Origin of the sequence: Pseudomonas sp. 18.1.10 (assembly GCF_024655625.1) — a bacterium.
GTDB lineage: Bacteria > Pseudomonadota > Gammaproteobacteria > Pseudomonadales > Pseudomonadaceae > Aquipseudomonas.
In genome coordinates, this window is the sequence record NZ_JANLGL010000052.1 from 1 (window position 1) to 22802 (window position 22802).

Annotated in this window: 22 protein-coding genes and 1 tRNA gene; 13 read left to right on the forward strand and 10 right to left on the reverse strand. The window is 62.0% G+C overall.

Annotated features, from left to right (window positions below):
• The first annotated feature begins 138 nt into the window (after window positions 1-138).
• On the forward strand, window positions 139-1095 hold the full coding sequence (locus NUV89_RS11725; protein ID WP_257781428.1) for a DMT family transporter: 957 nt from the start codon (window positions 139-141) through the stop codon (window positions 1093-1095).
• Here the strand turns inward: NUV89_RS11725 and NUV89_RS11730 are convergent.
• Window positions 1092-2474, reverse strand: a complete 1383-nt coding sequence (locus NUV89_RS11730) for a class II fumarate hydratase (protein WP_257781429.1) — start codon at window positions 2472-2474, stop codon at window positions 1092-1094. The two genes, NUV89_RS11725 and NUV89_RS11730, sit on opposite strands and share 4 nt — an antisense overlap.
• Window positions 2475-2667: 193 nt before the next feature.
• On the opposite strand from NUV89_RS11730, the gene NUV89_RS11735 reads away from it, so the two are divergent.
• From NUV89_RS11735 to NUV89_RS11765, 7 genes are all read left to right on the forward strand, one after another.
• Entirely contained in the window at window positions 2668-3186 is a 519-nt protein-coding gene (locus tag NUV89_RS11735) for a DUF2059 domain-containing protein (protein WP_017735405.1), read from the forward strand.
• Between the two features lie 6 nt (window positions 3187-3192).
• A complete protein-coding gene (locus NUV89_RS11740) occupies window positions 3193-3486 on the forward strand; it encodes a BolA family transcriptional regulator (RefSeq protein ID WP_257781430.1) in 294 nt (97 codons plus the stop codon).
• 101 nt (window positions 3487-3587) lie between these two features.
• Window positions 3588-4529: a rhodanese-related sulfurtransferase gene (locus tag NUV89_RS11745; RefSeq protein WP_124525801.1), complete on the forward strand. Its 942-nt coding sequence runs from the start codon at window positions 3588-3590 to the stop codon at window positions 4527-4529.
• A 36-nt stretch (window positions 4530-4565) separates the two neighbouring features.
• The gene (locus tag NUV89_RS11750; RefSeq protein WP_257781454.1) at window positions 4566-5168 is read left to right on the forward strand and encodes a DsbA family protein; all 603 of its coding nucleotides are present in this window, start codon (window positions 4566-4568) and stop codon (window positions 5166-5168) included.
• Window positions 5161-6963 (forward strand): ABC transporter ATP-binding protein, encoded by a 1803-nt coding sequence (locus tag NUV89_RS11755; RefSeq protein ID WP_257781431.1) that lies wholly within the window; start codon window positions 5161-5163, stop codon window positions 6961-6963. Before NUV89_RS11750 ends, NUV89_RS11755 begins: the two co-directional genes overlap by 8 nt.
• Before the next feature lie 71 nt (window positions 6964-7034).
• The gene (locus tag NUV89_RS11760; protein ID WP_257781432.1) at window positions 7035-9497 is read left to right on the forward strand and encodes an EAL domain-containing protein; all 2463 of its coding nucleotides are present in this window, start codon (window positions 7035-7037) and stop codon (window positions 9495-9497) included.
• A gap of 45 nt (window positions 9498-9542) precedes the next feature.
• On the forward strand, window positions 9543-10343 hold the full coding sequence (locus tag NUV89_RS11765; RefSeq protein ID WP_026136616.1) for a TenA family transcriptional regulator: 801 nt from the start codon (window positions 9543-9545) through the stop codon (window positions 10341-10343).
• Between the two features lie 21 nt (window positions 10344-10364).
• On the opposite strand, the gene NUV89_RS11770 is transcribed toward NUV89_RS11765, so the two are convergent.
• Together NUV89_RS11770 and lldD are read right to left on the reverse strand one after the other, a co-directional pair.
• Window positions 10365-11291, reverse strand: coding sequence for a GGDEF domain-containing protein (locus NUV89_RS11770; RefSeq protein WP_257781433.1), 927 nt, complete (start codon window positions 11289-11291; stop codon window positions 10365-10367).
• Window positions 11292-11581: 290 nt separating this feature from the next.
• Window positions 11582-12718 (reverse strand): FMN-dependent L-lactate dehydrogenase LldD, encoded by a 1137-nt coding sequence (lldD, locus tag NUV89_RS11775; RefSeq protein ID WP_257781434.1) that lies wholly within the window; start codon window positions 12716-12718, stop codon window positions 11582-11584.
• Between the two features lie 101 nt (window positions 12719-12819).
• On the opposite strand from lldD, the gene NUV89_RS11780 reads away from it, so the two are divergent.
• Both NUV89_RS11780 and NUV89_RS11785 read left to right on the forward strand, forming a co-directional pair.
• Window positions 12820-13716: a LysR family transcriptional regulator gene (locus tag NUV89_RS11780; RefSeq protein WP_257781435.1), complete on the forward strand. Its 897-nt coding sequence runs from the start codon at window positions 12820-12822 to the stop codon at window positions 13714-13716.
• Between the two features lie 50 nt (window positions 13717-13766).
• Window positions 13767-13842: transfer RNA gene (locus tag NUV89_RS11785), tRNA-Asn, on the forward strand.
• Window positions 13843-13936: 94 nt separating this feature from the next.
• Here NUV89_RS11785 and NUV89_RS11790 read toward each other — a convergent pair.
• Together NUV89_RS11790 and NUV89_RS11795 are read right to left on the reverse strand one after the other, a co-directional pair.
• The gene (locus NUV89_RS11790) at window positions 13937-15799 is read right to left on the reverse strand and encodes a DUF3857 and transglutaminase domain-containing protein (protein WP_257781436.1); all 1863 of its coding nucleotides are present in this window, start codon (window positions 15797-15799) and stop codon (window positions 13937-13939) included.
• Window positions 15800-15930: 131 nt separating this feature from the next.
• Entirely contained in the window at window positions 15931-16569 is a 639-nt protein-coding gene (locus NUV89_RS11795; protein WP_257781437.1) for a TetR/AcrR family transcriptional regulator, read from the reverse strand.
• A gap of 121 nt (window positions 16570-16690) precedes the next feature.
• On the opposite strand from NUV89_RS11795, the gene NUV89_RS11800 reads away from it, so the two are divergent.
• Both NUV89_RS11800 and NUV89_RS11805 read left to right on the forward strand, forming a co-directional pair.
• Window positions 16691-17908 (forward strand): MFS transporter, encoded by a 1218-nt coding sequence (locus NUV89_RS11800; protein WP_257781438.1) that lies wholly within the window; start codon window positions 16691-16693, stop codon window positions 17906-17908.
• A gap of 94 nt (window positions 17909-18002) precedes the next feature.
• Window positions 18003-18800: a DNA/RNA non-specific endonuclease gene (locus NUV89_RS11805; protein ID WP_257781439.1), complete on the forward strand. Its 798-nt coding sequence runs from the start codon at window positions 18003-18005 to the stop codon at window positions 18798-18800.
• 3 nt (window positions 18801-18803) lie between these two features.
• Here NUV89_RS11805 and NUV89_RS11810 read toward each other — a convergent pair whose 3' ends face one another.
• The 4 genes from NUV89_RS11810 to NUV89_RS11825 all read right to left on the reverse strand — a co-directional run bounded on the left by NUV89_RS11810 (window position 18804) and on the right by NUV89_RS11825 (window position 20426).
• Window positions 18804-18983: a DUF1289 domain-containing protein gene (locus NUV89_RS11810; RefSeq protein ID WP_017735392.1), complete on the reverse strand. Its 180-nt coding sequence runs from the start codon at window positions 18981-18983 to the stop codon at window positions 18804-18806.
• A gap of 33 nt (window positions 18984-19016) precedes the next feature.
• Window positions 19017-19919 (reverse strand): CDF family Co(II)/Ni(II) efflux transporter DmeF, encoded by a 903-nt coding sequence (dmeF, locus tag NUV89_RS11815; RefSeq protein ID WP_257781440.1) that lies wholly within the window; start codon window positions 19917-19919, stop codon window positions 19017-19019.
• Complete coding sequence (locus NUV89_RS11820) at window positions 19916-20191, reverse strand: metal/formaldehyde-sensitive transcriptional repressor (RefSeq protein WP_017735390.1); 276 nt, start codon at window positions 20189-20191, stop codon at window positions 19916-19918. Before NUV89_RS11820 ends, dmeF begins: the two co-directional genes overlap by 4 nt.
• A gap of 82 nt (window positions 20192-20273) precedes the next feature.
• Entirely contained in the window at window positions 20274-20426 is a 153-nt protein-coding gene (locus NUV89_RS11825) for a DUF2986 domain-containing protein (RefSeq protein ID WP_257781441.1), read from the reverse strand.
• Window positions 20427-20591: 165 nt separating this feature from the next.
• Here NUV89_RS11825 and panB point away from each other — a divergent pair, with 165 nt between their 5' ends.
• On the forward strand, window positions 20592-21407 hold the full coding sequence (panB, locus tag NUV89_RS11830) for a 3-methyl-2-oxobutanoate hydroxymethyltransferase (protein WP_257781442.1): 816 nt from the start codon (window positions 20592-20594) through the stop codon (window positions 21405-21407).
• On the opposite strand, the gene NUV89_RS11835 is transcribed toward panB, so the two are convergent.
• Complete coding sequence (locus NUV89_RS11835) at window positions 21395-22789, reverse strand: PLP-dependent aminotransferase family protein (protein WP_257781443.1); 1395 nt, start codon at window positions 22787-22789, stop codon at window positions 21395-21397. The two genes, panB and NUV89_RS11835, sit on opposite strands and share 13 nt — an antisense overlap.
• Window positions 22790-22802: the final 13 nt, after the last annotated feature.

A 22802-nucleotide genomic window follows, 5' to 3' on the forward strand; every position in this document is an offset into this window, starting at 1 on the left:
GTGTCAGCCAGCATATTCAGTGACTGACACATCGCATTCGCGAGCAAGCCCGCTCCCACATTTGAACTGCAGCGTATCGCGATTCGTGTTCTTGCCCCTAGAATGCCCGCTCCACTTCCTCTGGCTTCTGGGGCACTCATGCACATCTCTTCCGGCCGCTGGGTCTATGGCTTTCTCCTGACCCTGCTGACCGCGTTTCTCTGGGGCATTCTGCCGATCAAACTCAAGCAGGTGCTGCAGGTGATGGACCCGATCACCGTCACCTGGTTTCGCCTGACCGTCGCCGGCGGTTGCCTGTTCGTCTACCTGGCGCTGAGCAAGCGCTTGCCCCGTCTCAATGGGCTGGGCCCCAAGGGCGGCTGGCTGGTGGGCATGGCCGTGTGCGGCCTGGTGGGCAACTACGTGCTGTATCTGGTGGGCCTGAAGATGCTCAGCCCTGGCACCGCGCAACTGGTGGTGCAGATGGGCCCGATCTTTCTGATGATCGCCAGCGTGTTTGTATTCAAGGAGCGTTTCAGCCTGGGGCAGGTGGTCGGTCTGATCGTGCTGGTCTGCGGCTTTGGTCTGTTCTTCAATCAGCGCTTGGAAGAGTTGCTGACGTCCCTTGGCGCATACACCGCTGGCGTGCTGACCATCCTCCTGGCCACCACTATTTGGGTGTTCTACGCCCTGGGCCAGAAGCAGTTGCTGACGGTGTGGAATTCGCTGCAAGTGATGATGGTGATCTACCTGTGCTGCGCGGTGTTGCTCACGCCGTGGGCGCATCCGCTGGAAGCCCTGGACCTGAGCCCGCTGCAAGGCTGGCTGTTGCTGGCCTGCTGCATGAACACCCTGGTGGCCTACGGCGCGTTTGCCGAGGCGCTGGCGCATTGGGAAGCCTCGCGGGTCAGCGCGACCCTGGCGCTCACGCCGTTGGTGACTTTTGTCGCGGTGGCCTTGGCAGCCTGGTGGTGGCCAGACTTTGTGCAGGCCGAAGACATCAACGCCCTGGGCTATGCCGGGGCGTTGGTGGTGGTGCTGGGTTCGGCGACCGTGGCGCTGGCGCCGTCGTTGATTGCCGGGCTCAAGGCCCGGCGGTTACGCATGGCGTCTTAAGCGCCCAGCATGTCTTCCGGGCGTACCCACTGGTCGAACTCGGCATCGGTGAGGTAGCCCAGCGCCAGGGCTGCTTCCCGCAGCGTCAGCCCTTCGGCGTAGGCCTTCTTGGCAATCTCGGCGGATTTGTCGTAGCCGATATGCGGATTGAGCGCTGTCACCAGCATCAGCCCGCGTTCCAGGTGATCGGCCATTTGCGTGGCGTCGGGCTCAAGGCCGGCGATGCAATGCTCCTGGAAGTTATTGCAGCCGTCGGCCAACAGGCGGATCGATTCCAGCAGGTTGTGGATGATGACCGGCTTGTACACGTTCAGCTGCAAATGCCCCTGGCTGGCGGCAATGCCGATGGTCACGTCATTGCCCAGCACCTGGCAGGCCAGCATCGACAGCGCCTCGCACTGGGTCGGGTTGACCTTGCCCGGCATGATCGAACTGCCGGGCTCGTTGGCCGGCAACTTGACCTCGGCGAACCCGGCACGCGGGCCGGAGCCCAGCAGGCGCAGGTCGTTGGCGATTTTCATCAGCGCCACCGCCAGGGTTTTCAGCGCGCCGTGCAGGGTCACCAGCGGCTCATGGCCGGAGAGGGCGGCAAATTTGTTCGGCGCGGTGACGAAAGGAAAACCCGACAGCGCCGCCAGCTCGGAGGCAATCGCTTCGCCAAAGCCATGGGGCGCGTTAAGGCCGGTGCCCACCGCCGTACCGCCCTGGGCCAGCTCGCACACGGCGGGCAGAGCGCTGCGCACGGCGCGTTCGGCGTAGTCGAGCTGGGCGATAAACGCCGAGAGTTCCTGGCCGAAGGTGATCGGCGTGGCGTCCATCATGTGGGTGCGGCCGGTCTTCACCAGCTTCATGTGCTGCGCCGCCTGTTCGGCGAGGCCGCCGGACAGGGTGGCAATCGCCGGCAACAAGCGCTGGTGCACCGCTTGCACGGCGGCAATGCTCATCGCCGTGGGAAAGCAGTCGTTGGAGCTCTGGGAGCGGTTTACATGGTCATTGGGATGCACCGGGCTCTTGCCGCCACGGGGTTTGCCCGACAGTTCGTTGGCGCGGCCGGCGATCACTTCGTTGGCGTTCATGTTGCTCTGGGTGCCGCTGCCGGTCTGCCACACCACCAGGGGGAACTGGTCGTCATGCTGGCCTGCCAGCACTTCGTTGGCGGCCTGTTCGATCAGGCGGGCGATGTCGGCGGGCAAGTCGCCGTTGCGGTTGTTGACCCGTGCGGCGGCTTTTTTGATCAGGGCCAGGGCGTGCAATACCGGCAGCGGCATGCGTTGCTCGCCGATGGCGAAATTCACCAGCGAGCGTTGGGTCTGTGCGCCCCAGTAAGCGTCGTCCGGGACTTGGACTTCTCCCAGGCTGTCGGTTTCGATACGGCTCATCGGGCACTCTCCTTGATAGCGGTTTGCGCAGTTTAGGCCTTGATTGGCCAATGGGGTTCCCCAAAAGACGTTTCATCGGGTTCATCCCTCGAGAATCCCTGCCCGGCAAGGCGCGGGGTTGAGCCGCGAGGTTTTTTAGGCGCAGAATGGGCGCCCTTGGGGTCTTACCTCGCCTGCTAGAAAAGGAAACTCGATGACTCGTCTTCGTGCCATCTGTACCGCGGTTGCTCTGGTTTGCGCCAGCGGCCAGGTTCTTGCCGATACCGCCAGCCACAACGCCAGTGCCGAAGCCTTCCTTACCCTGGCCCATGCCGACAAGCTGGGTACCCCGGTGTACATGCAAGTGCAGCAAATGTTCGCCCAGCGTTTCGAACAGACCAAGGCGCCTGCCGCCAAGCAGTCCGTACTGGACAGCTACCAGGCCAAGGCCAACGCTGCTTTGGACCAGGCTATCGGCTGGCCGAAGCTGAAGCCGGACATGGTCAAGCTCTACACCACCAACTTCAGCGAATCCGAACTCAAGGACCTGGTTGCCTTCTACCAGTCTCCACTGGGCAAGAAAGTCCTGGAAAAAATGCCGCAACTGACCCAGCAATCGGCCCAGATGACCCAGGCCAAGCTGGAAAGCGCCGTGCCGGTGGTGAACAAGCTGTTGGACGACATGACCAACGAGCTGGCGCCAAAAGCCGCCGCCCCGGCCAAGAAGAAGTAAGCAGGAATGACCATGCAACAGCGTATCGAAACGGCGCTCGCCGCCTTGAGCCCGGAGCACTTGAGCGTGCTGGACGAAAGCCACATGCACAGCCGTGGGTTGCAGACCCACTTCAAGGCCGTGCTGGTCAGCCCGCAGTTCGAAGGGCTTAACCGCGTCAAGCGCCACCAGACGGTCTACGCCACCCTGGGTGACCTGATGAGCGAGTTTCATGCGCTGGCGCTGCATACCTACACGCCTGAAGAATGGGCGAAAATCGACGCAGCCCCGGCCTCGCCGACCTGCGCTGGCGGACATTGACGGGTTATCCCTGATAGAATCCGCAACGCGCCGCTTAGCCGGCGCGTTTTTTTTGCATCCGGTTCACCCTTTACGAGGGTAGCCACCTGGAGAGAACACCCATGACTCAACCGATTGTCGTGGCGGCACTGTATAAGTTCGTCACCCTCGAAGACTACGTCGCCCTGCGCGAGCCACTGCTGCAGGCGATGGTCGATAACGGCATCAAAGGCACCTTGCTGATCGCCGAAGAAGGCATCAACGGCACCGTTTCCGGCAGCCGCGAAGGCATCGATGGCTTGATGGCCTGGTTGAAGAACGACCCGCGCATGGTCGATATCGACCACAAAGAGTCGTACTGCGACGACCAGCCGTTCTACCGCACCAAGGTCAAGCTCAAGAAAGAGATCGTGACCCTGGGCGTCGAAGGCGTTGATCCCAACAAGAAAGTCGGCACCTACGTTGATCCGCAGGACTGGAACGCGTTGATTAGCGACCCGGAAGTGCTGTTGATCGACACCCGCAACGACTACGAAGTGTCGATCGGCACCTTTGAAGGCGCAATCGACCCGAAAACCACCAGTTTTCGCGAATTTCCCGACTATATCAAAGCCAACTTCGACCCGGCCAAGCACAAGAAAGTCGCCATGTTCTGCACCGGCGGCATTCGTTGCGAGAAAGCGTCGAGCTACATGCTCAGCGAAGGCTTCGATGAGGTCTACCACCTCAAGGGCGGCATCCTGAAGTACCTCGAAGAGGTGCCGCAGGAAGAAACCAAGTGGCAGGGCGACTGCTTTGTCTTCGATAATCGCGTGACCGTGCGCCACGACTTGAGCGAAGGCGACTACGATCAATGTCATGCCTGCCGCACGCCGATCAGCGCCGAAGACCGTGCATCTGAACACTACGCCGCTGGCATCAGTTGCCCACATTGCTGGGATAAGCTGCCGGAGAAGACCCGCCGTAGCGCAATCGACCGGCAGAAGCAGATTGAACTGGCCAAGGCCCGCAATATGCCGCACCCGATTGGCTTCAACTACAAGCAATCACCTTCCGAGGCCTGAGCCATGTCCGCGCGCCTGCTCTATGTAATGGACCCGATGTGTTCCTGGTGCTGGGGGTTCGCCCCGGTGGCCGAAGCGCTGGTGGAGCAGGCCCGCGCCGGCGGCGTTGACGTGCACCTGGTGGTGGGCGGCTTGCGCACCGGCAGCGGTGCGGCACTGGAGCCGACGACCCGGCGCTATATCCTTGAACACTGGCAGGCCGTCACCGACGCCACCGGCCAGCCGTTCAAGCGCGAAGGCGCTTTGCCTGACGGTTTTGTCTACGACACCGAGCCTGCGTGCCGCGCCATCGTCACCGCGCGCAGCCTGGCGCCGGATTGTGCGTGGACCTTGCTGGGGCTGATCCAGCGCGCGTTTTATGTCGAGGGCCGCGATGTGACCCTCGCCAGCGTGCTGGTGGAGCTGGCCGAGCAGGCGGGCATCCCGCGTATCGAATTTGCCGGCGCGTTCGACCGTGCCGAGCAGCATGCGGCTACCGCAGCCGATTTCACCTGGGTGCAGGACTTGGGCATCGCCGGTTTCCCGACGCTGCTGGCCGAGCGCAATGGTCAGTTGGCCTTGCTGACCAACGGTTATCAGCCGCTGGCCGAGCTTTCGCCGCTGTTGGGTCGATGGCTGGAGCGAGCCACCTGTGCATGAACCCGCTCAACGCACTGATCGGCTGACCTGGGCGGAAATTCGCCGCCTGGCCCTGCGTCACAAGAAATCCCTGTGGATCGCCAATGGCGTTGCCGTGCTGGCGACGCTGTGCAGCGTGCCCATTCCGCTGTTGTTGCCCTTGCTGGTGGACGAAGTCCTGCTGGGCCACGGCGATGCCGCGCTGAAGGTGATGAACCACGCGCTGCCGCTGGGCTGGCAGAAAGCCGCCGGGTATATCGGCCTGATGCTGTTGGTGACCTTGTGCCTGCGCTGCGGCGCGCTGGTGTTCAACGTGGTGCAGGCGCGGTTGTTTGCGCGGCTGGCCAAGGACATTGTGTACCGCATCCGCGTGCGCCTGATCGAGCGGCTCAAGCGCATTTCCCTCGGTGAATACGAAAGCCTGGGCAGTGGCACGGTCACTACGCACCTGGTCACCGACCTGGACACCCTCGACAAGTTCGTCGGCGAAACCCTCAGCCGCTTCCTCGTGGCCATGCTCACCCTGGTCGGCACGTCCGCGATCCTGGTGTGGATGCATTGGCAGCTGGCGCTGCTGATCCTGTTGTTCAACCCGTTGGTGATCTACGCCACCGTGCAGTTGGGCAAGCGCGTCAAACACCTGAAGAAACTGGAAAACGACAGCACCTCGCGGTTTACCCAGGCGCTGACCGAAACCCTCGATGCCATCCAGGAAGTGCGCGCGGGCAACCGCCAGGGCTTTTTCCTCGGGCGCCTCGGCCAGCGTGCCCAGGAAGTGCGTGACTACGCGATCCATTCGCAGTGGAAAACCGACGCCTCCAGCCGAGCCAGTGGCCTGCTGTTCCAGTTCGGCATCGATATCTTCCGTGCCGCGGCGATGCTCACGGTGTTGTTTTCCGACCTGTCCATCGGCCAGATGCTCGCGGTGTTCAGCTACCTGTGGTTCATGATTGGCCCGGTGGAGCAACTGCTCAACCTGCAATACGCCTACTACGCAGCGGGCGGTGCGCTGACGCGGATCAACGAGCTGCTGGCGCGGGCCGACGAGCCGCAATACGCCGGGGGTGCAGACCCGTTCACCGGGCATGAAACCGTGGGTATCGAAGTGCGCGGCCTGGATTTCGGCTACGGCGAAGACCTGGTGCTCGACCAGTTGAACCTGGCCATTGCGCCGGGGGAGAAGGTCGCGATTGTCGGTGCCAGCGGCGGCGGCAAAAGTACCCTGGTGCAACTGTTGCTCGGGCTGTACACGCCCCAGGCCGGGAGTATCCGTTTTGGCGGTGCAACCCAGCAGGAAATCGGCCTGGAGACCATTCGCGAGAACGTCGCCGTGGTGTTGCAACATCCGGCCTTGTTCAATGACACCGTGCGCGCCAACCTGACCATGGGCCGCACCCGCAGCGATCAAGCCTGCTGGCAGGCACTGGAAATTGCCCAGCTGGATGCTACCGTCAAGGCTCTGCCGATGGGCTTGGACAGTGTGGTGGGGCGTTCCGGGGTGCGTTTTTCCGGTGGGCAGCGGCAACGCCTGGCGATTGCGCGCATGGTGTTGGCGGAGCCGAAAGTGGTGATCCTCGACGAGGCGACCTCGGCCCTTGACGCGGCCACCGAGTACAACCTGCACCAGGCGTTGGCGCGGTTTCTCAGTGGGCGTACTACACTCATCATCGCCCACCGCTTGTCGGCGGTTAAGCAGGCAGATCGCGTATTGGTGTTTGACGGCGGTCACATTGCCGAGGATGGCGACCATCAGCAGTTGATTGCCGAAGGTGGGTTGTACGCCAAGCTCTATGGGCATTTGCAACAAGTACGTTGATTTGAACTGGGCTGTGCTAACGGAAGCGGATGTTCGCGTGCGTATCAAGCAGTGCATGTGCAAGGGACTTCATGAAGCAAAAGCGGACTCTCGGAACGCCTCGGCTGCTGGGCATTGTGTGGCCCTTTATCGCCGTCGTGCTGTTCCAGGCATTGTTGGGCTGCGTCAGTCTCTACGTGCTTTCAGCAGTGCGCGGCTACGTAGCAGGCGAAAGCTTGTGGTCCAAGGGCCAGAAGGACGCGATCTACTACCTCACCCTCTACGCCGATAACCGCGACGAAGCCACGTTCCTCAAGTACCAGCAGGCCATCGCCGTGCCTCAGGGCGGGCATGAATTGCGCATCGCCCTCGACCATTCCACCCCGGATATCGCCGCGGCCCGCCAGGGCATCCTCAAGGGCGGCAACCACCCCGATGATGTCTCCAGCCTGATCTGGCTGTACCTCAACTTCCGTCATTTCAGCTACCTGGAAAAAGCCATCGAACTGTGGACCGTGGGCGACGGCTACCTGGTGCAACTGGATGACCTGGCCCAGGAGATGCACCGCGCGATCCGCTCGGATCACCTCAGCGGCAACGACGTGCGGCAATGGAAGGCGCGCATCATTGCAATCAATGACGGCGTGACCCCGGCCGCCAAGGCCTTCAGTGATGCCTTGGGCGAAGGCTCGCGGATGATCCTGCGGCTGCTGTTGACCACGAACCTGGCCACTGCCCTGGGCCTGATCGCGCTGGCGCTGTTGCGCACGCGCAAACTGCTGACCCAGCGCCATGCGTTCGCCGACGCGCTGCAGGCGGAAAAGGAGCGCGCGCAGATCACGCTGGAGTCGATTGGCGATGGTGTGATTACCACCGACGTTGACGGCGCCATCGCCTACATGAACCCGGCCGCCGAAGCGTTGACCCACTGGAAGTCGGCCCAGGCCCAAGGCCTGCCCCTGGCTGCGCTGTTCAATCTGCTCGATGAAAACGCCGAGCCCGATGGTTTTACCCTCATCGAACACATCATCAAGGGCCAGCTCAGTGGCGGCAGTGAACACTCCAAGCTGATCCAGCGCCTGGACGGCAGCACGGTGTCGGTGACGCTGGTCGGCGCGCCGATCCGCAGCGCCGGCAAGGTCAGTGGTGCGGTGCTGGTGCTGCACGACATGACGCAAGAGCGTCAATACATCGCCAACCTGTCCTGGCAGGCCACCCACGACGCCTTGACCGGCCTGGCCAACCGTCGCGAGTTCGAGTTCCGCCTGGAGCAGGTGTTGCATCACGTCGGGCGCCAGCCGAACCCACGGCACGCGTTGATGTTCCTCGACCTCGACCAGTTCAAGCTGGTCAACGACACCTGCGGGCATGCGGCCGGCGATGAGTTGTTGCGGCATATCTGTGCGCTGCTGCAATCGGACCTGCGCGAAGGCGACACCTTGGCCCGGCTGGGGGGCGATGAGTTCGGCATCCTGCTGGAAAACTGCCCGGCGCCGGTGGCGGAAAAAATCGCCGAGAGCCTGCGCCATACCGTGCAAAGCCTGCATTTTGTGTGGAAGGGCCGGCCGTTCATGACCACCGTGAGCATTGGCCTGGTGCATATTTCGCACGTGCCGACCACCCTGGAGACTTCGCTGCGGGCGGCGGACATGGCGTGCTACATGGCCAAGGAGAAGGGCCGTAACCGCGTGCAGGTCTACCATGCCGATGACTCGGAGCTGTCCCTGCGTTTTGGCGAGATGGCCTGGGTGCAACGCTTGCATATGGCCCTGGAAGAAAACCGCTTCTGCCTGTACGCCCAGGAAATCTCGCCCCTGGGGCATACCGATGGCGGCACTGGCCATATTGAAATCCTGCTGCGCCTGCATGACGAGGCGGGGCGCATTATTCTGCCCGACAGCTTTATCCCGGCCGCAGAGCGCTACGGCCTGATGACGTCGCTGGATCGCTGGGTGGTGGAGAACGTGTTCAAGATCATCGCCAACTGCATGCGCGAGCGCCCAGGGCGGCCGATGGCGATGTGTGCGATCAACTTGTCGGGCATTACGATTGGCGATGACGACTTTCTCGGCTTTTTACGTGAGAAATTCGCGGCTTACAGTATTCCACCGGCGATGATCTGTTTTGAAATAACCGAAACCAGCGCTATTGCCAATCTGGGCAGCGCTATTCGCTTTATTAATGAACTCAAAGCGTTAGGTTGTCACTTCTCCCTCGACGACTTTTGTGCCGGAATGTCCTCATTCGCTTATCTCAAACATTTACCTGTAGACTTCCTGAAGATCGATGGAAGTTTCGTAAAGGATATGCTGGACGACCCGATTAACCGCGCCATGGTCGAAGTGATTAACCACATCGGCCACGTCATGGGTAAGCGCACAATTGCCGAATTTGTTGAAACACCCCATATCGAACAGGCTCTACTTGAGATAGGTGTGGACTACGCTCAGGGCTATCTGATCGAGCGCCCGCAATTGTTTACCTTTGACAGCTTGCAGTGTCGACCTGTGCGGCCGCAGCCTCTGTTGTTCAAGGCGCCCGGCACATTCCGCTGAAACCTCTGCTGGTCTGTACTATCACACTTAAAAAGGAGCCTTATAGTGATCGACACATTCAACAGAACCGGCCCGCTAATGGAAGCCTCGAGTTACCCCGCCTGGGCGCAGCAATTGATCCAGGACTGTAGCGAGAGCAAGCGTCGCGTTGTCGAACACGAACTGTACCAGCGCATGCGCGATAACACGCTCAGCGCCAAGACCATGCGTCACTACCTGATCGGTGGCTGGCCCGTGGTTGAACAGTTTGCCTTGTACATGGCACAGAACCTCACCAAGACCAAGTTTGCCCGCCATCCTGGGGAGGATATGGCGCGGCGTTGGCTGATGCGCAATATTCGCGTGGAGTTGAACCATGCCGATTATTGGGTGCATTGGGCGCGCGCCCATGGCGTCAGCCTGGAGGAGTTGCAGGCGCAGAACGTCCCGCCGGAACTGCACGCCTTGAGCCACTGGTGCTGGCACACCAGCTCAGCCGACTCGTTGATCGTGGCCGTGGCCGCGACCAACTACGCCATCGAAGGGGCGACGGGGGAGTGGTCTGCCGTGGTGTGTTCGACGGGTGTCTACGCGGCCGCCTTCCCCGAGGAAGACCGCAAGCGTGCGATGAAGTGGCTGAAGATGCATGCCCAGTACGATGACGCCCACCCGTGGGAAGCGCTGGAAATCATCTGCACCCTGGCCGGCATGAACCCGACCAAAGCCTTGCAGGCAGAGCTGCGCCAGGCCGTGTGCAAGAGCTACGACTACATGTACCTGTTCCTGGAAAGCTGCATGCGCCTGGAAAAAGAAAAAGCGCCAGCGGTGGTGCGTGAGCGCCAGGTGCGCGTCGCCAGCGAAGCGTGATGTGACCCGTGATGGCGGGGTTTACCCCGCCATTGCCAAGCGGTTGCGACCTTCGCGCTTGGCTACGTACAAGGCGCTGTCGGCCCGGCGCAACAGGCTTTCGGCCGACTCTGCGGCCAGCAGGGTCGAGCAACCCAGGCTTACCGTCAGTTCGATTCTTTCCCCATCGGCCCAATAATCCTGGGCTTGTGTCGCCTGGCGCAGGCGCTCGCCGACCATCGCCGCCGCATCCCGGCCGGTGTTGGACAGCAGGATCAGAAACTCTTCCCCGCCAAACCTGAACACCATATCGACGTTGCGCAGCTGGTTCTTGATGGCCTGGGCCACGGCGCGCAGCACGCTGTCGCCGGCGGTATGGCCGTGGGTATCGTTGATGACCTTGAAGTGATCGATGTCCAGCATCAGCAGCGACAGCGGGGTCAGGTGCCGGCGGGCCATGTCGATTTCCCGTTGCAGGGTCTGGTCCATGGCGATGCGGTTGCCGGTTTCCGTCAGCGGGTCGAGCAGGGCGCTGCGGGTGGCGGCGCGGTAGAGCAAGGCGTTGCGCATCGGGTAGAGCAGGGTGGCCAGCAAGGATTCGAGCTGGCCCAGTTCTTCTTCCTGCAAGCGCTGGTTGCGGCGGAACACCAGCTCACCCAGGTGCTCACCTTCATGGCTCAACGCGTAGCTCACCGAATGATGACCGCGATGGCCGAATTCCAGGCGCAGGTCGCTGGCTTCGTGGCGGTACTGGAGGGCGTCGAGGGGGACCAGGCGCTGGATCTCGCGAAAGAACAGGCCGAGGATGCGTTCCGGTTCCAGGCTGGTCTGCAAGTGCATGCTCAACTGCTGGCGCAGCTGGGCGACCGTGGTGGGGCGGCGGGCCAGAACGGACGGTTGACCAAAACCCAGGCGTTGCAACTTGGCACTGTCGAAGTCGATGGCGTGGGTCTGGGTCGGTGTTTTCATAAACTGTCAGCCTCTAAGCACTTAACTGTCTTACAGGCTCGATAAGAGTGGCGAGTGCCATGCGTCGTACTGTTCCCTCAGTTCCGTAAAACATTGGAAACAGTTTAAACCGCTTTGCAGTGGGTTATAACCCCTGGGCACTGCCACACGTCTTGTCATCGCCTAACCTGCTTGAAAAGAGTTAGAGCGAGATTCATGCCAAATGTTTTATTTTTATAAAACACCTTTTAAATCAATCATCTGTAAGTGGCATTCCAGTGCGAATGCAAAGGGTGGCGCCAGTTATTTGGCTACTGGCCGACCAGCGTCGTGTGGTCGATCTGATCGATCGAGGTCACGCCGGTCAGCGTCATGGCCACGCGCATTTCCTTGGCGAAGATATCCAGCAGGTTTTCCACCCCGTGCTGGCCGTCGGCGGCCAGTGCGTAGACGGTGGAACGTCCCAGCAGGCACGCCTTGGCCCCGAGGGCGAGCATGCGCACCACGTCGAGCCCGGAGCGTACGCCCGAGTCCACCAATACCGTCAGGTCATCACCGACGGCCTCGGCAATCGGCGGCAATGCCTTGGCGGTCGACAGCACACCGTCCAGCTGCCGGCCGCCATGGTTGGAGACCACAATGCCATCGGCGCCGAAGCTCACGGCGTCCTTGGCGTCCTGTGGGTCGAGGATGCCCTTGATTATCATCGGGCCCTTCCAGAAATCACGGATCCACTCCAGGTCGTTCCAACTGATCGATGGGTCGAAGTTGTTGGCCAGCCAGCCGATGTAGTCTTCCAGATGGGTGGGTTTGCCCAGGTATTTGGAGATGTTGCCCAGGTCATGGGGGCGGCCCAACAGCCCGACATCAACGGCCCATTGCGGCTTGGTGACCGCCTGCAGCATGCGCCGCGACGCGGCGAAGGGGCCGGACATGCCCGAATGTGCATCCCGGTAGCGCGACCCTGGCGTGGGCATGTCCACGGTGAACACCAGCGTAGTGACCCCGGCGGCTTGCGCTCGCTCCAGGGCGTTGCGCATAAAACCGCGGTCCTTGAGCACATAGAGTTGGAACCAGATCGCCTGCGGGCTTTGCGCTGCGACCTCTTCAATCGGGCACACCGACACCGTGGACAGGCAAAAGGGAATGCCCTTGTTTGCCGCCGCCTTGGCTGCTTGCACTTCGCCACGACGCGCGTACATGCCCGTCAGGCCCACGGGGCTGAGGATCACCGGCAGCGCCAGCTCCTGGCCAAACAGCGTGGTCTTGAGGCTCAGGTTGTCGACATTGCGCAGGATGCGTTGACGCAGGCTGATATTCGCCAAATCCGAACCGTTGGCGCGCATCGTGTGCTCAGCGTTGGCGCCACCGTCGATGTAATCGAACAGAAAGCGCGGCAGCTTGCGTCGGGCGGCTTCACGGTAATCGGAAGCGGACGAAATGATCATCGGCGTGAACTCCACAGGTAAAAGGGGGTTCACGATAAGCAAAGCTCTGGCATGATAAAAACAACTTTTTCAACTAGTGCCCAGTCGCAAAAGGAATACCGATGAACCTCAGAACGCTGCGCACCTTTGTCGAAGTGGTGCGCCAGGGCGGTTTTTCCCAGGCGGCTGAGGTGGTGTCCCTGACGCAATCCACGGTCAGCAAGGCGGTCAAGACCCTGGAAGACGAACTGGGCATGCCGCTGCTCAATCGTCTCGGACACCGCAATGAACTGACCGCCGCCGGCGAAATGACCTATCGCCGAGCATTGGTGCTACTCGCCGAGCACACCGACCTGGTGGCCGAGATCAACGACTTGCGCGGCCTCAAGCGTGGGGTGCTGCGCATTGGCTTGCCGCCGGTGGGTTGCGGCGTGCTGTTCGCCGCGATGTTTGCGACCTACCGCCGCCGCTACCCCGATATCGAAATCGAACTCACCGAATACGGCAGCAAGAAACTGCGTGAATGCCTGGAAGCGGGGGAGGTTGACTTGGCGGCCCTGCTGCTGCCCGTGGATGAAGTCTTCGACTACCAGCCGGTGCGCAACGAACCCTTGATGGCCGTGTTGCCGGTGGACCACTCACTGGCACGCCGCGCACGCATCGACTTCACTGACCTGGCCGACTCGCCGTTCATCCTGTTCGAGGCCGGCTTCGCCCTGAACGCCAAGATCCTCGCCGCCTGCGAACGCAAAGGCGTGACCCCGCGCGTCGCCGCCCGCAGCGGGCAGATCGACTTTATCGTCGACCTGGTCTCCGCAGGCCTGGGCGTTGCCTTCCTACCGCGGATGCTGGCGCACAAGCACCAACACGCCGGCATCGCCCTGATCCCTCTGGACGAACCCCACACCGACTGGCACATCGCCCTGGCCTGGCGCGCCAGCGCCCACCTGCCGCCAGCTGCACGGGCCTGGCTGGACCTGGCCAAAGAGCAGGCACCTTTACCCGTTGATCCGCGTTAATTTCTCGCAATGCTTGACTTCTTCTTTTTAATCAGTAACATACGGCGCATTCCGCGATAGCTCAGTTGGTAGAGCAAATGACTGTTAATCATTGGGTCCCTGGTTCGAGTCCAGGTCGTGGAGCCAGATAGAGAAAAGCCTGCAGAGATGCAGGCTTTTTTTTGCCTTGGATTTGACCCGGCCGTTCACGCGCGACGTCCATCACGCGTGAACCTTGCCCTTACAGCGTCTGCACAATCACCTGGCTTTTCAGATCATTGACCATGCCTTCAATCGCCGGCTTCATCGCGATGAAATCCTGCGGGCTGCACTGTGCGTCGGTGTGGTTGAACTGGTAATTCCGGGTGACCACCACGCCGTTGCCGTCCTGGGCGTAGGTGGCCTGGTAATCGAAGCCGCCGTGCTTGAGCGACACCGCCTTGGGCACCGCCAGAATGTTGACCGTCTTGGGGAAGTCGAAGCGTGCCTGCTCCGAGATTTGCCCGGAGAGACAGGTGAAGTTCTGGGTGCGCTCTTTCTCGGCCATAAACGCAAACACATTCTGGGAAATACCGCCCGCGAGGCTGGAGAAGGTCGGCACGCCGGTGGGGCCTGGCAGGTTGACCAGGTTGTCGGTGTGGCCCTTGATTACAGACTTGAAGGTCGGTGCGTTGCCTTCCAGTGAGTCGCTTTCGACCTCGCCACCACCGGACTGGCCGTACATGCTGAGGATTTTCTGCGTCAGTTGTTTCATGTCGGCGGGGGGCATCGATTTGAACACGAAGCGATTGAACTCCGCGCCCCAACCTTCCACGGTCGAAACGTTGTTGAAATCGGCGGCACCGCTGTCCGCGACGTTGAATGTCAGCGTGTTAGCGACCTTGTTCAACTGGCTGATCGGCGTGCGTTCCAGTGCGCCGGTCTGGGTCAGCAGTACCGGTTTGCCCAGTTCCGGGATCGGCAGGTAGCCGGCCGCAAGCGGTGTGGCGGTGGAGTCCAGGTACAGGTCCAGGCTTGGCACGTAGGTGATGGCATGGTTGAGCAGCCCCAGCGTTGGCACGGTGGGCAGGGCGTAGGCGTTGCCGAAGTTGATCAGCGCGGGCGAGCTTTCGATGGCTGCGGCCTTGAGCAGGGCTTCGAGCAGGGCGACATGGTCTTTGCAGTCGCCGTAACGGTTGTCCAGCACGGCCTGCGCCGGGTGTGGCACCACGCCGCCGGCGCCGACGTAGACGGCGACGTAGCGAATGTTCTTGCGCACCCAGTCACTCAGCGCCAGGGCTTTGCTGCGGGGCGTGTCGAGCTGGGCGGTGAGTTCCTTGGCCAGTTGGGTGATGGCGGGCGTCACTTCTACCTGGGCCCGGGCAGCGTAGGCTTGGGCAAATTGCTTGTAGTCGGCGAACGTCGATACGGCCATGAATTGCCCGTAGTCGGTGTAAGCGACAGCGCCGTTTTCTATACGGGATTTCTCGCTGGGCTGCAGGTCCCAGCGATAGATCTTGCGTCCGGGTGCCGTTGCAGGCGTGGACGCCTTGTAGCCTTTGGCGTCAGCGTACAGCGGCATGTTCGCCGGCATATCGTAGGAAAAGCTGGTTTGCTCGGTGTGGTAGAAGTCCGGCGCGCTCATGTCTTCGAACTGCTGGGGAAACAACGGCTTGTTGCGCTGGCGCTGATAACGCAAGACCAGGCGGTCGCCCACGGCCACATCGGGGAAGATCACCACTTTGACCCGCGAATCCTGGAACATCGGCGCATCCGCCGACGCCTGCTCCTGCTGTTCCTTGATCTGCTTGGGTTGCACGCGGATTTTGCGGCCGCTGGCCTTTTGCGTATAGGCCTCGACGATCTTCAGGGTTTCCAGGGTGCGGTTAAAGGCGAGGGGGCGCTGGGCGTGCAGTTTGATTGCGCGCTCTTCATTGATCTTGGTGATCATTTCCACGTCGAGCACAAAGCTGCCGTCGGCGTTAACCACATAAGACTGGGTGTTTTTTTCAATGGTGAGCGAGTGGTCGGTGTCGTCGGCCTGCACCTGTGCAGTGAACAGCCCGCAAACGACCACGGCCAGCATGCCGAACAGGCGTGCCGGGAAGAGAGTAAAGCTTTGCATAAAGATCCTTCTGAACGATGACGCGCACCGTCTTCAAGAGGGTGCACGCTCCTTGGGTAATCCGCTAATGCGAAGCGTTACTATATAGAGATGGCAATGGGCCTGCTGATTTTTTACGGAATGTCAGCCCGTCAGTGCTGCTTGATACGTGGCGCTACCACCGAGGCTGCGACGTCCCAGGTCAGCAGCAGTTGGGTAATCGCCGCGTCGATCACGGCATGGGGCACGTTATCGCGCGCCAGGATCGAAACGCCCTGCAAAAAGCTGTCGAACACCGCTGCCATCGCTGCGCCGCTCGGCATAGCGGGCAATTGCCCGGCGCGGATCGCACGCTCAACACAGGCCACTATTCCCGCCCGCGTGCGCACCCGAGATTGCGTGAGCGCATCCGCCACCCGCGCATTCTCGGGGCTCGGTGCACTCATGACACCGAGCGCCACCATGCAGCCCTTGGGGTGCCCGTCTTCACACTGCATGCGCGCCGACTGGCGTAGGGCGGTCTCTATGGCTTGGCGCGGCAGCAGGGTTTCGTCCCACAGGCATTCGGTGACTTGGGCGTAGGTCGCCAGGTAGCGCTGCACGCATTCGTCGAACAGGGCTTCCTTGGAGCCGAACGCGGCGTAAAAACTCGGCGCGGAGATGCCGCCACCCAGACCCGCCTTGAGCTGGGCGAGGGAAGTGGCGTCGTAACCGTGTTGCCAGAACAGGTGCATGGCCTGCTCCACGGCGTGGTCGCGGTCGAAGTTACGGGGGCGGCCCATTTGTGCCATTTGCGGTCTCCGGTGGGGGAAGCGAGATAAATACTAGTCGATACATAAGTCGTTGACAACGTGCTGCCGGCGCCCGCAACATTTATATCGATCAGTATCTAAGTCGCCCAAGGAGTTTCCCGTGCCACCCTCACTCAGCTTATCCGCATCATCCGAACGCCTGCCCATCGGTGCCTTGCTCGCCCTGGCCATGACCGGCTTTATCTGCATCGTCACCGAAACCTTGCCCGCGGGCCTGCTGCCATTGATTAGCGAGGGCTTGGCGATCTCGCCGTCGATGGCCGGGCAGATGGTCACTGCGTATGCGTTGGGCTCGGTGCTCGCGGTGATCCCCATGACCATTGCGACCCGTGGCTGGCGGCGGCGCAATGTGCTGCTGCTGACCATCGTCGGTTTCCTGCTGTTCAACTCCATTACGGCGCTGTCGTCCCACTATGGGGTGACCCTGGTCGCGCGCTTCTTTGCCGGTGTCGCGGCAGGATTGGCCTGGAGCCTGTTGGCCGGTTACGCCCGGCGCATGGTGGCGCCGCACCAGCAGGGCAGGGCGCTGGCACTGGCGATGGTCGGTACGCCGATTGCGCTGTCGCTGGGCGTACCGTTGGGTACGTGGCTGGGTGGGTTGATGGGCTGGCGCACCACGTTCGGGTTGATGTCGGCGCTGACGTTGGGGCTGATTATTTGGGTGTTGGCAAAGGTCCCGGACTATCCACCGCAGGCTGCGCATCAGCGTGTGTCCCTCGGCCAGGTGCTGACCACGCCGGGTGTGCGGCCAGTGCTGGCGGTGGTGATTGGTTGGATGCTGGCGCACAACATTCTGTACACCTACATCGCCCCGTTCGTGGCGCAAGCGGGTTTGGCGGAGCGGGTGGATGGGGTGCTGCTGGTGTTTGGCGTGGCCGCGTTGGCGGGGATTTGGCTGACGGCCCGGCTGGTCGAGCCGTTGTTGCGCAACACGGTGCTGGTCAGCCTGGCGACGTTTGCCGCGGTCAGCGTGGCGTTGGGTCTGCTCGGCAACCTGCCCCAAGTGATTTACCTCGGTGTCGCCGTGTGGGGCCTGAGCTTCGGCGGCGCCGCGACCCTGTTGCAAACCGCCCTGGCCGATGCGGCGGGAGAGGGCGCTGACGTCGCGCTGTCGCTGAATGTGGTGGCGTGGAACAGCGCGATTGCCGCCAGCGGCGTGGCGGGTGGGGTGTTGCTGGAGACCTGGGGCGCGACGTCGTTTCCGTGGGCGATGCTGTTGCTGATCGCGCTGTCATTTGCGCTGGCCTGGGGCGCGCGGAGCCATGGTTTCAAGCCGGGCGCGCGGGGTGCGGGAAAACCTGCAGCCGTCGGGCACTAATCTGACATCCTGTAGTCAGTAATCCCTGCAATATCATCCACTTGGCTCCGCTTGCCGGAGCCTGTCGCTTGACTCTCTTCTGAAGATTTAACCCATGTACCTACGCAAAATTGCCGTTGGGCTGTCAGCCCTTGTTTTGCTTTCCGCCGGGGCAAATGCCCGCAGTCAGTCAGACCTCTATACCCAGCAACAAAAACAGCTGTCATTCGACAGTTGCACCGAGCTGTTTCCCGCCGCAAAACCGATCAACACCGCCACGGTGCCTGCCGCCATGAAACCCCTGGCGCTGTGCTCCGATCATTTTGCAGTGCTGTATTCGCAGGCCAGCAAGACCCCGCTGGTGGTGGTCGAACGCCTGAATGCCGCGCAATTGAAAGACGCCAAGGGCGAGGAGCGCACCAACCAGTTCTACGCCGACCCGCGCATTCCCAAAGGTGGCCGCGCCGAGTTGAGCGACTACCGCAGCCAGCACCCGGCCGTGGACCGTGGCCACCAATCCCCGGCCGCCGATGCGCCTAGCGCGCATGCCATGGCCCAGTCCTTCGCGTTGTCGAATATGGTGCCGCAAGACCCCACCAACAACCGCAAGATCTGGAGCAAGGTCGAGGCGGATGTGCGCAAGTTTGCCGTGCGTGCCGGTGGCGACGTGTATGTGTTCACCGGCCCGCTGTTCGACGCCGGCTACAGCACCATTGGCAACAACCAGGTGTGGGTGCCGACGCGCCTGTTCAAGCTGGTGTACGACGCCTCGTCCAAACGCGCCTGGGCCTACGTGCTGCCCAACGCCGAAACCCGCATCCAGAAGCCGATGGACTACGACACCTTTGTGAAAAGCACCGGCCTCAAGTTGCTCGGTAATCTTCCGGTGTCGGGTTCGGTAGGACGTACCTGACGGCTACTTGGCCTTTTTCAGCGCCTTCAAACGCTGGGTCGCCCGTTGCACGGCGGCCATTTTCTCCGGGCGTTTCATCTTTTTCCATTTACGGATGTCGTCCTTGCTGCGCCCGCAGCTGACGCAGAGATCGCCGCTGAGCTGACAGGTGGAGATGCAGGGGTTCTCGATATCTTTAGCCAAGGTTTCACCAGGGGTTGGAATAAGTGGCCGTTGTTACACGGCGCGAAACTCGACGGTGAGATGGCTCACTTCGTGGACCGGCTTGAGACGTTCGCGAATGCCCTCGGCATCCGTCGTCGCAGCGCCCACCACGCTGACAATCGCCGCATGGGCGTCTGGCCCTACGCGCCAGACGTGCAAGTCGGTGATCCGTGCGTCGCCAGGTTGTTCAACCAACTCGCGGATCTCAGCGGCGACGTGCTCGTCGGTGCGGTCCAGCAGCACGCCAGCGGTCACACCCATCAGGCTCCAGGCCCAGCGCGCAATGACGATGGCGCCGACAATGCCCATCACCGGGTCCAGCCACACCCAGCCCAGGTAACGCCCGGCCAGCAACGCGGCAATCGCGAGCACGGAGGTCAGGGCGTCGGCGATGACGTGTACATAGGCAGAGCGCAGATTGTTGTCGTGGCCGTGGTGATGGTCGTGCTCATGCTCGTGGCTATGGCCGTGGCCCAGGAGCAGCGCACTGACGATATTGACCACCAGGCCGACCACGGCGATCAGGGTGGCGGTGCCGAATTGCACCTCGGCAGGGTCGAGCAGGCGCATCACCGACTCCACGCCAATCCCCAGCGACACCACCGCCAGGATCAGCGCCGAGGCAAAGCCGCCGAGGTCGCCGACCTTGCCCGTGCCAAAGCTGTAGCGCGGGCTGTGCGCATGCCGTTTGGCATAGGCGTACGCGGCGGCGGCGATGCCCAAGGCGCCGGCATGGGTGGCCATGTGAAAACCGTCGGCGAGCAGGGCCATGGAGCCGGTGAGTGCGCCGGCAGCGATTTCCACGACCATCATGGCGACCGTCAACATCACCACCCACAGGGTGCGCCGGGCATTTTCATCGTGGGAGGCGCTGAGGAACACATGCTCGTGGGTATGGCGATGAGCGAGGCTCATTTGGAGTAGCGCCGAATGGCTTCAAGCAGCTCTTCGACGCCCTTGCTGCGCGCTTCCTCGGAGAGGGCCGGGTCGGCCACATGCGCCCTGGCGTGGTCTTCGATGATTTCTTCCATCAGGCCGTTGATCGCGCCACGTGTGGCGGCGACCAGGTGCAGGGTCTTGGCGCAGTCGGCGTCCGCTTCCAGCTCGCGCTCAAGGGCCTGGATCTGCCCAGCGATGCGTTTTACGCGTTTGATCAAGCTGTCTTTGTTTGCCGATACGTGGCCCATGGAGATACCCCCCCTACCTATGAAGGAGGCGATCATTGCATACCCCACCCCCCTATAACAAGGCGCGGCGCAGCGGCTTGGGTCACTCTTGTTCCGTAACTGGGCCGGCTTCTTCGGCCAGCTTCAGGCGGTCGGCTTTGCTGATGTATTTGTCCTTGGATTTTGGCGCCAGTTTGGCGCTGGCTTTCTTGGCTTTGGCCTTGAACAGTTGTTGCAGTTTTTTCTGACGATTCATGGGGTTTTATCCGGCGGGTGAAGGCGCGAATGATACCAGCTTAAAAATCCGTGGCTGTTTCCCTGGGTCGGTTTTTAGCGCCGATCTGTGCATTGAATCGCCTCTGGTTTCGCCAATAATCGGGCCCCGTAACGCCTGAATCCCCAGCGCAAACGGAAGACATCGATGAGCATCCACACCCGCACCAAACGCATGACCGTCCCGCAATTGGTGGCGATGAAGGGCCAGCAGAAAATCGTCTCCTTGACCGCCTATTCCAGCGCCATCGCCACACTGATCGACCCGCTGGTGGACTTCATCCTGATCGGCGACTCCACGGCCATGGTCGGTTACGGCCGGCCATCGACCCTGAGCATGCAGCTCGAAGAAATCATCGGCCACACCCGTGCCGTGGTCGATAGCACGCGCCTGGCCTGTGTCATCGCCGACATGCCGTTTGGCAGTTATCAGGAATCCAACGAGCAAGCCTTTCGCAATTGCGCCCAGGTGCTGGCGCGCACGGGGTGCGATGCGGTCAAGCTGGAAGCCAACCAGGCGTTGGCAGGCACCGTCGAGTTCCTCGTGGCACGCGGCATTCCGGTGATGGCCCATGTGGGGTTGATGCCGCAGTTCGTCAATGTGATGGGCGGGTTCAAGGCCCAGGGCCTCACGGCCGAGACGGGGGCGGTGATTGCCGAGGATGCGCGCGCCAATCTGCAGGCCGGGGCCTTCAGCCTGCTGCTGGAAGGGGTCGCCGAAGGCGTGGCGCGGCAGATCACCCTCGACTCGCCAATGCCCACCATCGGCATCGGCGCTTCGCCGGCCTGCGACGGCCAGGTGCTGGTCACTGAAGATCTGCTGGGCCTGGGCGGCGAGCGGGTGCCGCGCTTCGTCAAACAGTACGCCGATGTGGGCGCGGTGATCCGCGATGCCTGCGCGCGCTATGCCGACGACGTGCGCCATGGTCGTTTCCCCGAGGCGCGGCATTGCTATGGGCTATGACGGAGGGCCTGGGCCAGGTGCTGCACGGCGCGGGCGATATCCTTGCTCCAGTCGAGGGTGAAGCTCAGGCGCAGGTGATGTTTCCAAGCGCCTTGCTGACTGAACAGTTCCCCCGGGGCGATGACGATGTGCTGGGCCAGCAGGCGTTCGAACACTTGGCGCATGTCCGTCGGATGCCTGGCCTCCAGCCAGAAACACGCGCCGCCTTGCGCGGGGATCACGTGGAACTGGCCCGCGCTGTGTTCATCCAGCAGGTTGTGCAGGCGCGTCATGCGCTCCTTCAGCAGAGCGCGCAGTGCCTGCAGATGCAGGTCGAAGCGCCGGGTGCTGAACAGTTTGGCGATGGCTTTCTGGCGGCTCGGCGAGAGGCGGAAGGCCCGCTCCCGGAACTGCTGCTGCAGTTGCGCCGCGTGCCCGCGACACAGCACATAACCGTAGGGCGCTTCCGCGCCGATGACCTTGTCGAAGGTGGAGAACACCAGCAGCTTCTGCGGGTCGGAAAAGTCGCGGTAACGGGGCGGTTGCGCGGCGAAGTACAGCTCGCCGTACGTGTCGTTTTCGAACAGCCAGACCGCCCGTTGCGCCAGCCAGCGACAGATCTGTTGTTTGTCCTCGGCCGGCGTCACGCTGCCGTGGGGTGTGTTCACCGTCGAGGACAGCACGGCCAGGCGGATGGGCTCCTGGATGAGCAAGTCACCCAGTGCGCCGAGGTCAAAGCGCCCGCTGGCGTCGAGCGGCATTTCGATCACGCGGATCCGGGCTGCCTGCAACTGGCGCAGGATCGCCCACGAACAGGGTGATTCCACCAGCGCCACGCTGCCCTCCAGGTTCAGCGCGCGCAGCGACAATGCCAGCACGCTGTGCAGGTCCGCGCCGATGTACACCTGATCTGCCTGCCAATAGTCGTCAGTGGATCGGGTGTAGCGTTCGGCCAGCGCCGCGCGCAATTCGGCTTCACCGAACGGCAGGAAGAGCGGGGTGGGTGAGCGCGGGTAGTGGCGAGCCAGTTCGCGCTCGATCATCAGCACTGGGTTTTCCAGCGACAGCAACATGGCCGGCGCGTCGCTGCTCAGGGCCAGCATGCCCGGCTGGCGGGCGCTGGCGAACACCTGGTCAAGCAGGTTGGGCAGGCCTTCATTCACCGCAACAGCTGGCATCAACCGCGTGAAGTAACCCTGCTTGGGCTTGGCGCAGATGCGTCCTTCATCTTCGAGCAACGCATAGGCGTACTTGGTGGTCGAGACCGACACCCCCAGGCGCTGGGCCAGTTGGCGCAGGGATGGCAGCTTGTGCACGCCTTGCGCCGGGGCGGTCTCGATCAACTCGACGAGGTAGCGGTAGACGGCTTGGTAGGCGAAGGGCGTGGTGTTGGTCTTGTCCATGGGGCCTCCAGCC

Coding starts and splice junctions, on each gene's coding strand:
- NUV89_RS11725 (WP_257781428.1), top strand. CDS start 139: ATGCACATCTCTTCCGGCCGCTGGGTCTATGGCTTTCTCCTGACCCTG.
- NUV89_RS11730 (WP_257781429.1), bottom strand. CDS start 2,474: ATGAGCCGTATCGAAACCGACAGCCTGGGAGAAGTCCAAGTCCCGGAC.
- NUV89_RS11735 (WP_017735405.1), top strand. CDS start 2,668: ATGACTCGTCTTCGTGCCATCTGTACCGCGGTTGCTCTGGTTTGCGCC.
- NUV89_RS11740 (WP_257781430.1), top strand. CDS start 3,193: ATGACCATGCAACAGCGTATCGAAACGGCGCTCGCCGCCTTGAGCCCG.
- NUV89_RS11745 (WP_124525801.1), top strand. CDS start 3,588: ATGACTCAACCGATTGTCGTGGCGGCACTGTATAAGTTCGTCACCCTC.
- NUV89_RS11750 (WP_257781454.1), top strand. CDS start 4,566: ATGTGTTCCTGGTGCTGGGGGTTCGCCCCGGTGGCCGAAGCGCTGGTG.
- NUV89_RS11760 (WP_257781432.1), top strand. CDS start 7,035: ATGAAGCAAAAGCGGACTCTCGGAACGCCTCGGCTGCTGGGCATTGTG.
- NUV89_RS11770 (WP_257781433.1), bottom strand. CDS start 11,291: ATGAAAACACCGACCCAGACCCACGCCATCGACTTCGACAGTGCCAAG.
- lldD (WP_257781434.1), bottom strand. CDS start 12,718: ATGATCATTTCGTCCGCTTCCGATTACCGTGAAGCCGCCCGACGCAAG.
- NUV89_RS11780 (WP_257781435.1), top strand. CDS start 12,820: ATGAACCTCAGAACGCTGCGCACCTTTGTCGAAGTGGTGCGCCAGGGC.
- NUV89_RS11790 (WP_257781436.1), bottom strand. CDS start 15,799: ATGCAAAGCTTTACTCTCTTCCCGGCACGCCTGTTCGGCATGCTGGCC.
- NUV89_RS11795 (WP_257781437.1), bottom strand. CDS start 16,569: ATGGCACAAATGGGCCGCCCCCGTAACTTCGACCGCGACCACGCCGTG.
- NUV89_RS11805 (WP_257781439.1), top strand. CDS start 18,003: ATGTACCTACGCAAAATTGCCGTTGGGCTGTCAGCCCTTGTTTTGCTT.
- dmeF (WP_257781440.1), bottom strand. CDS start 19,919: ATGAGCCTCGCTCATCGCCATACCCACGAGCATGTGTTCCTCAGCGCC.
- NUV89_RS11820 (WP_017735390.1), bottom strand. CDS start 20,191: ATGGGCCACGTATCGGCAAACAAAGACAGCTTGATCAAACGCGTAAAA.
- NUV89_RS11825 (WP_257781441.1), bottom strand. CDS start 20,426: ATGAATCGTCAGAAAAAACTGCAACAACTGTTCAAGGCCAAAGCCAAG.
- panB (WP_257781442.1), top strand. CDS start 20,592: ATGAGCATCCACACCCGCACCAAACGCATGACCGTCCCGCAATTGGTG.
- NUV89_RS11835 (WP_257781443.1), bottom strand. CDS start 22,789: ATGGACAAGACCAACACCACGCCCTTCGCCTACCAAGCCGTCTACCGC.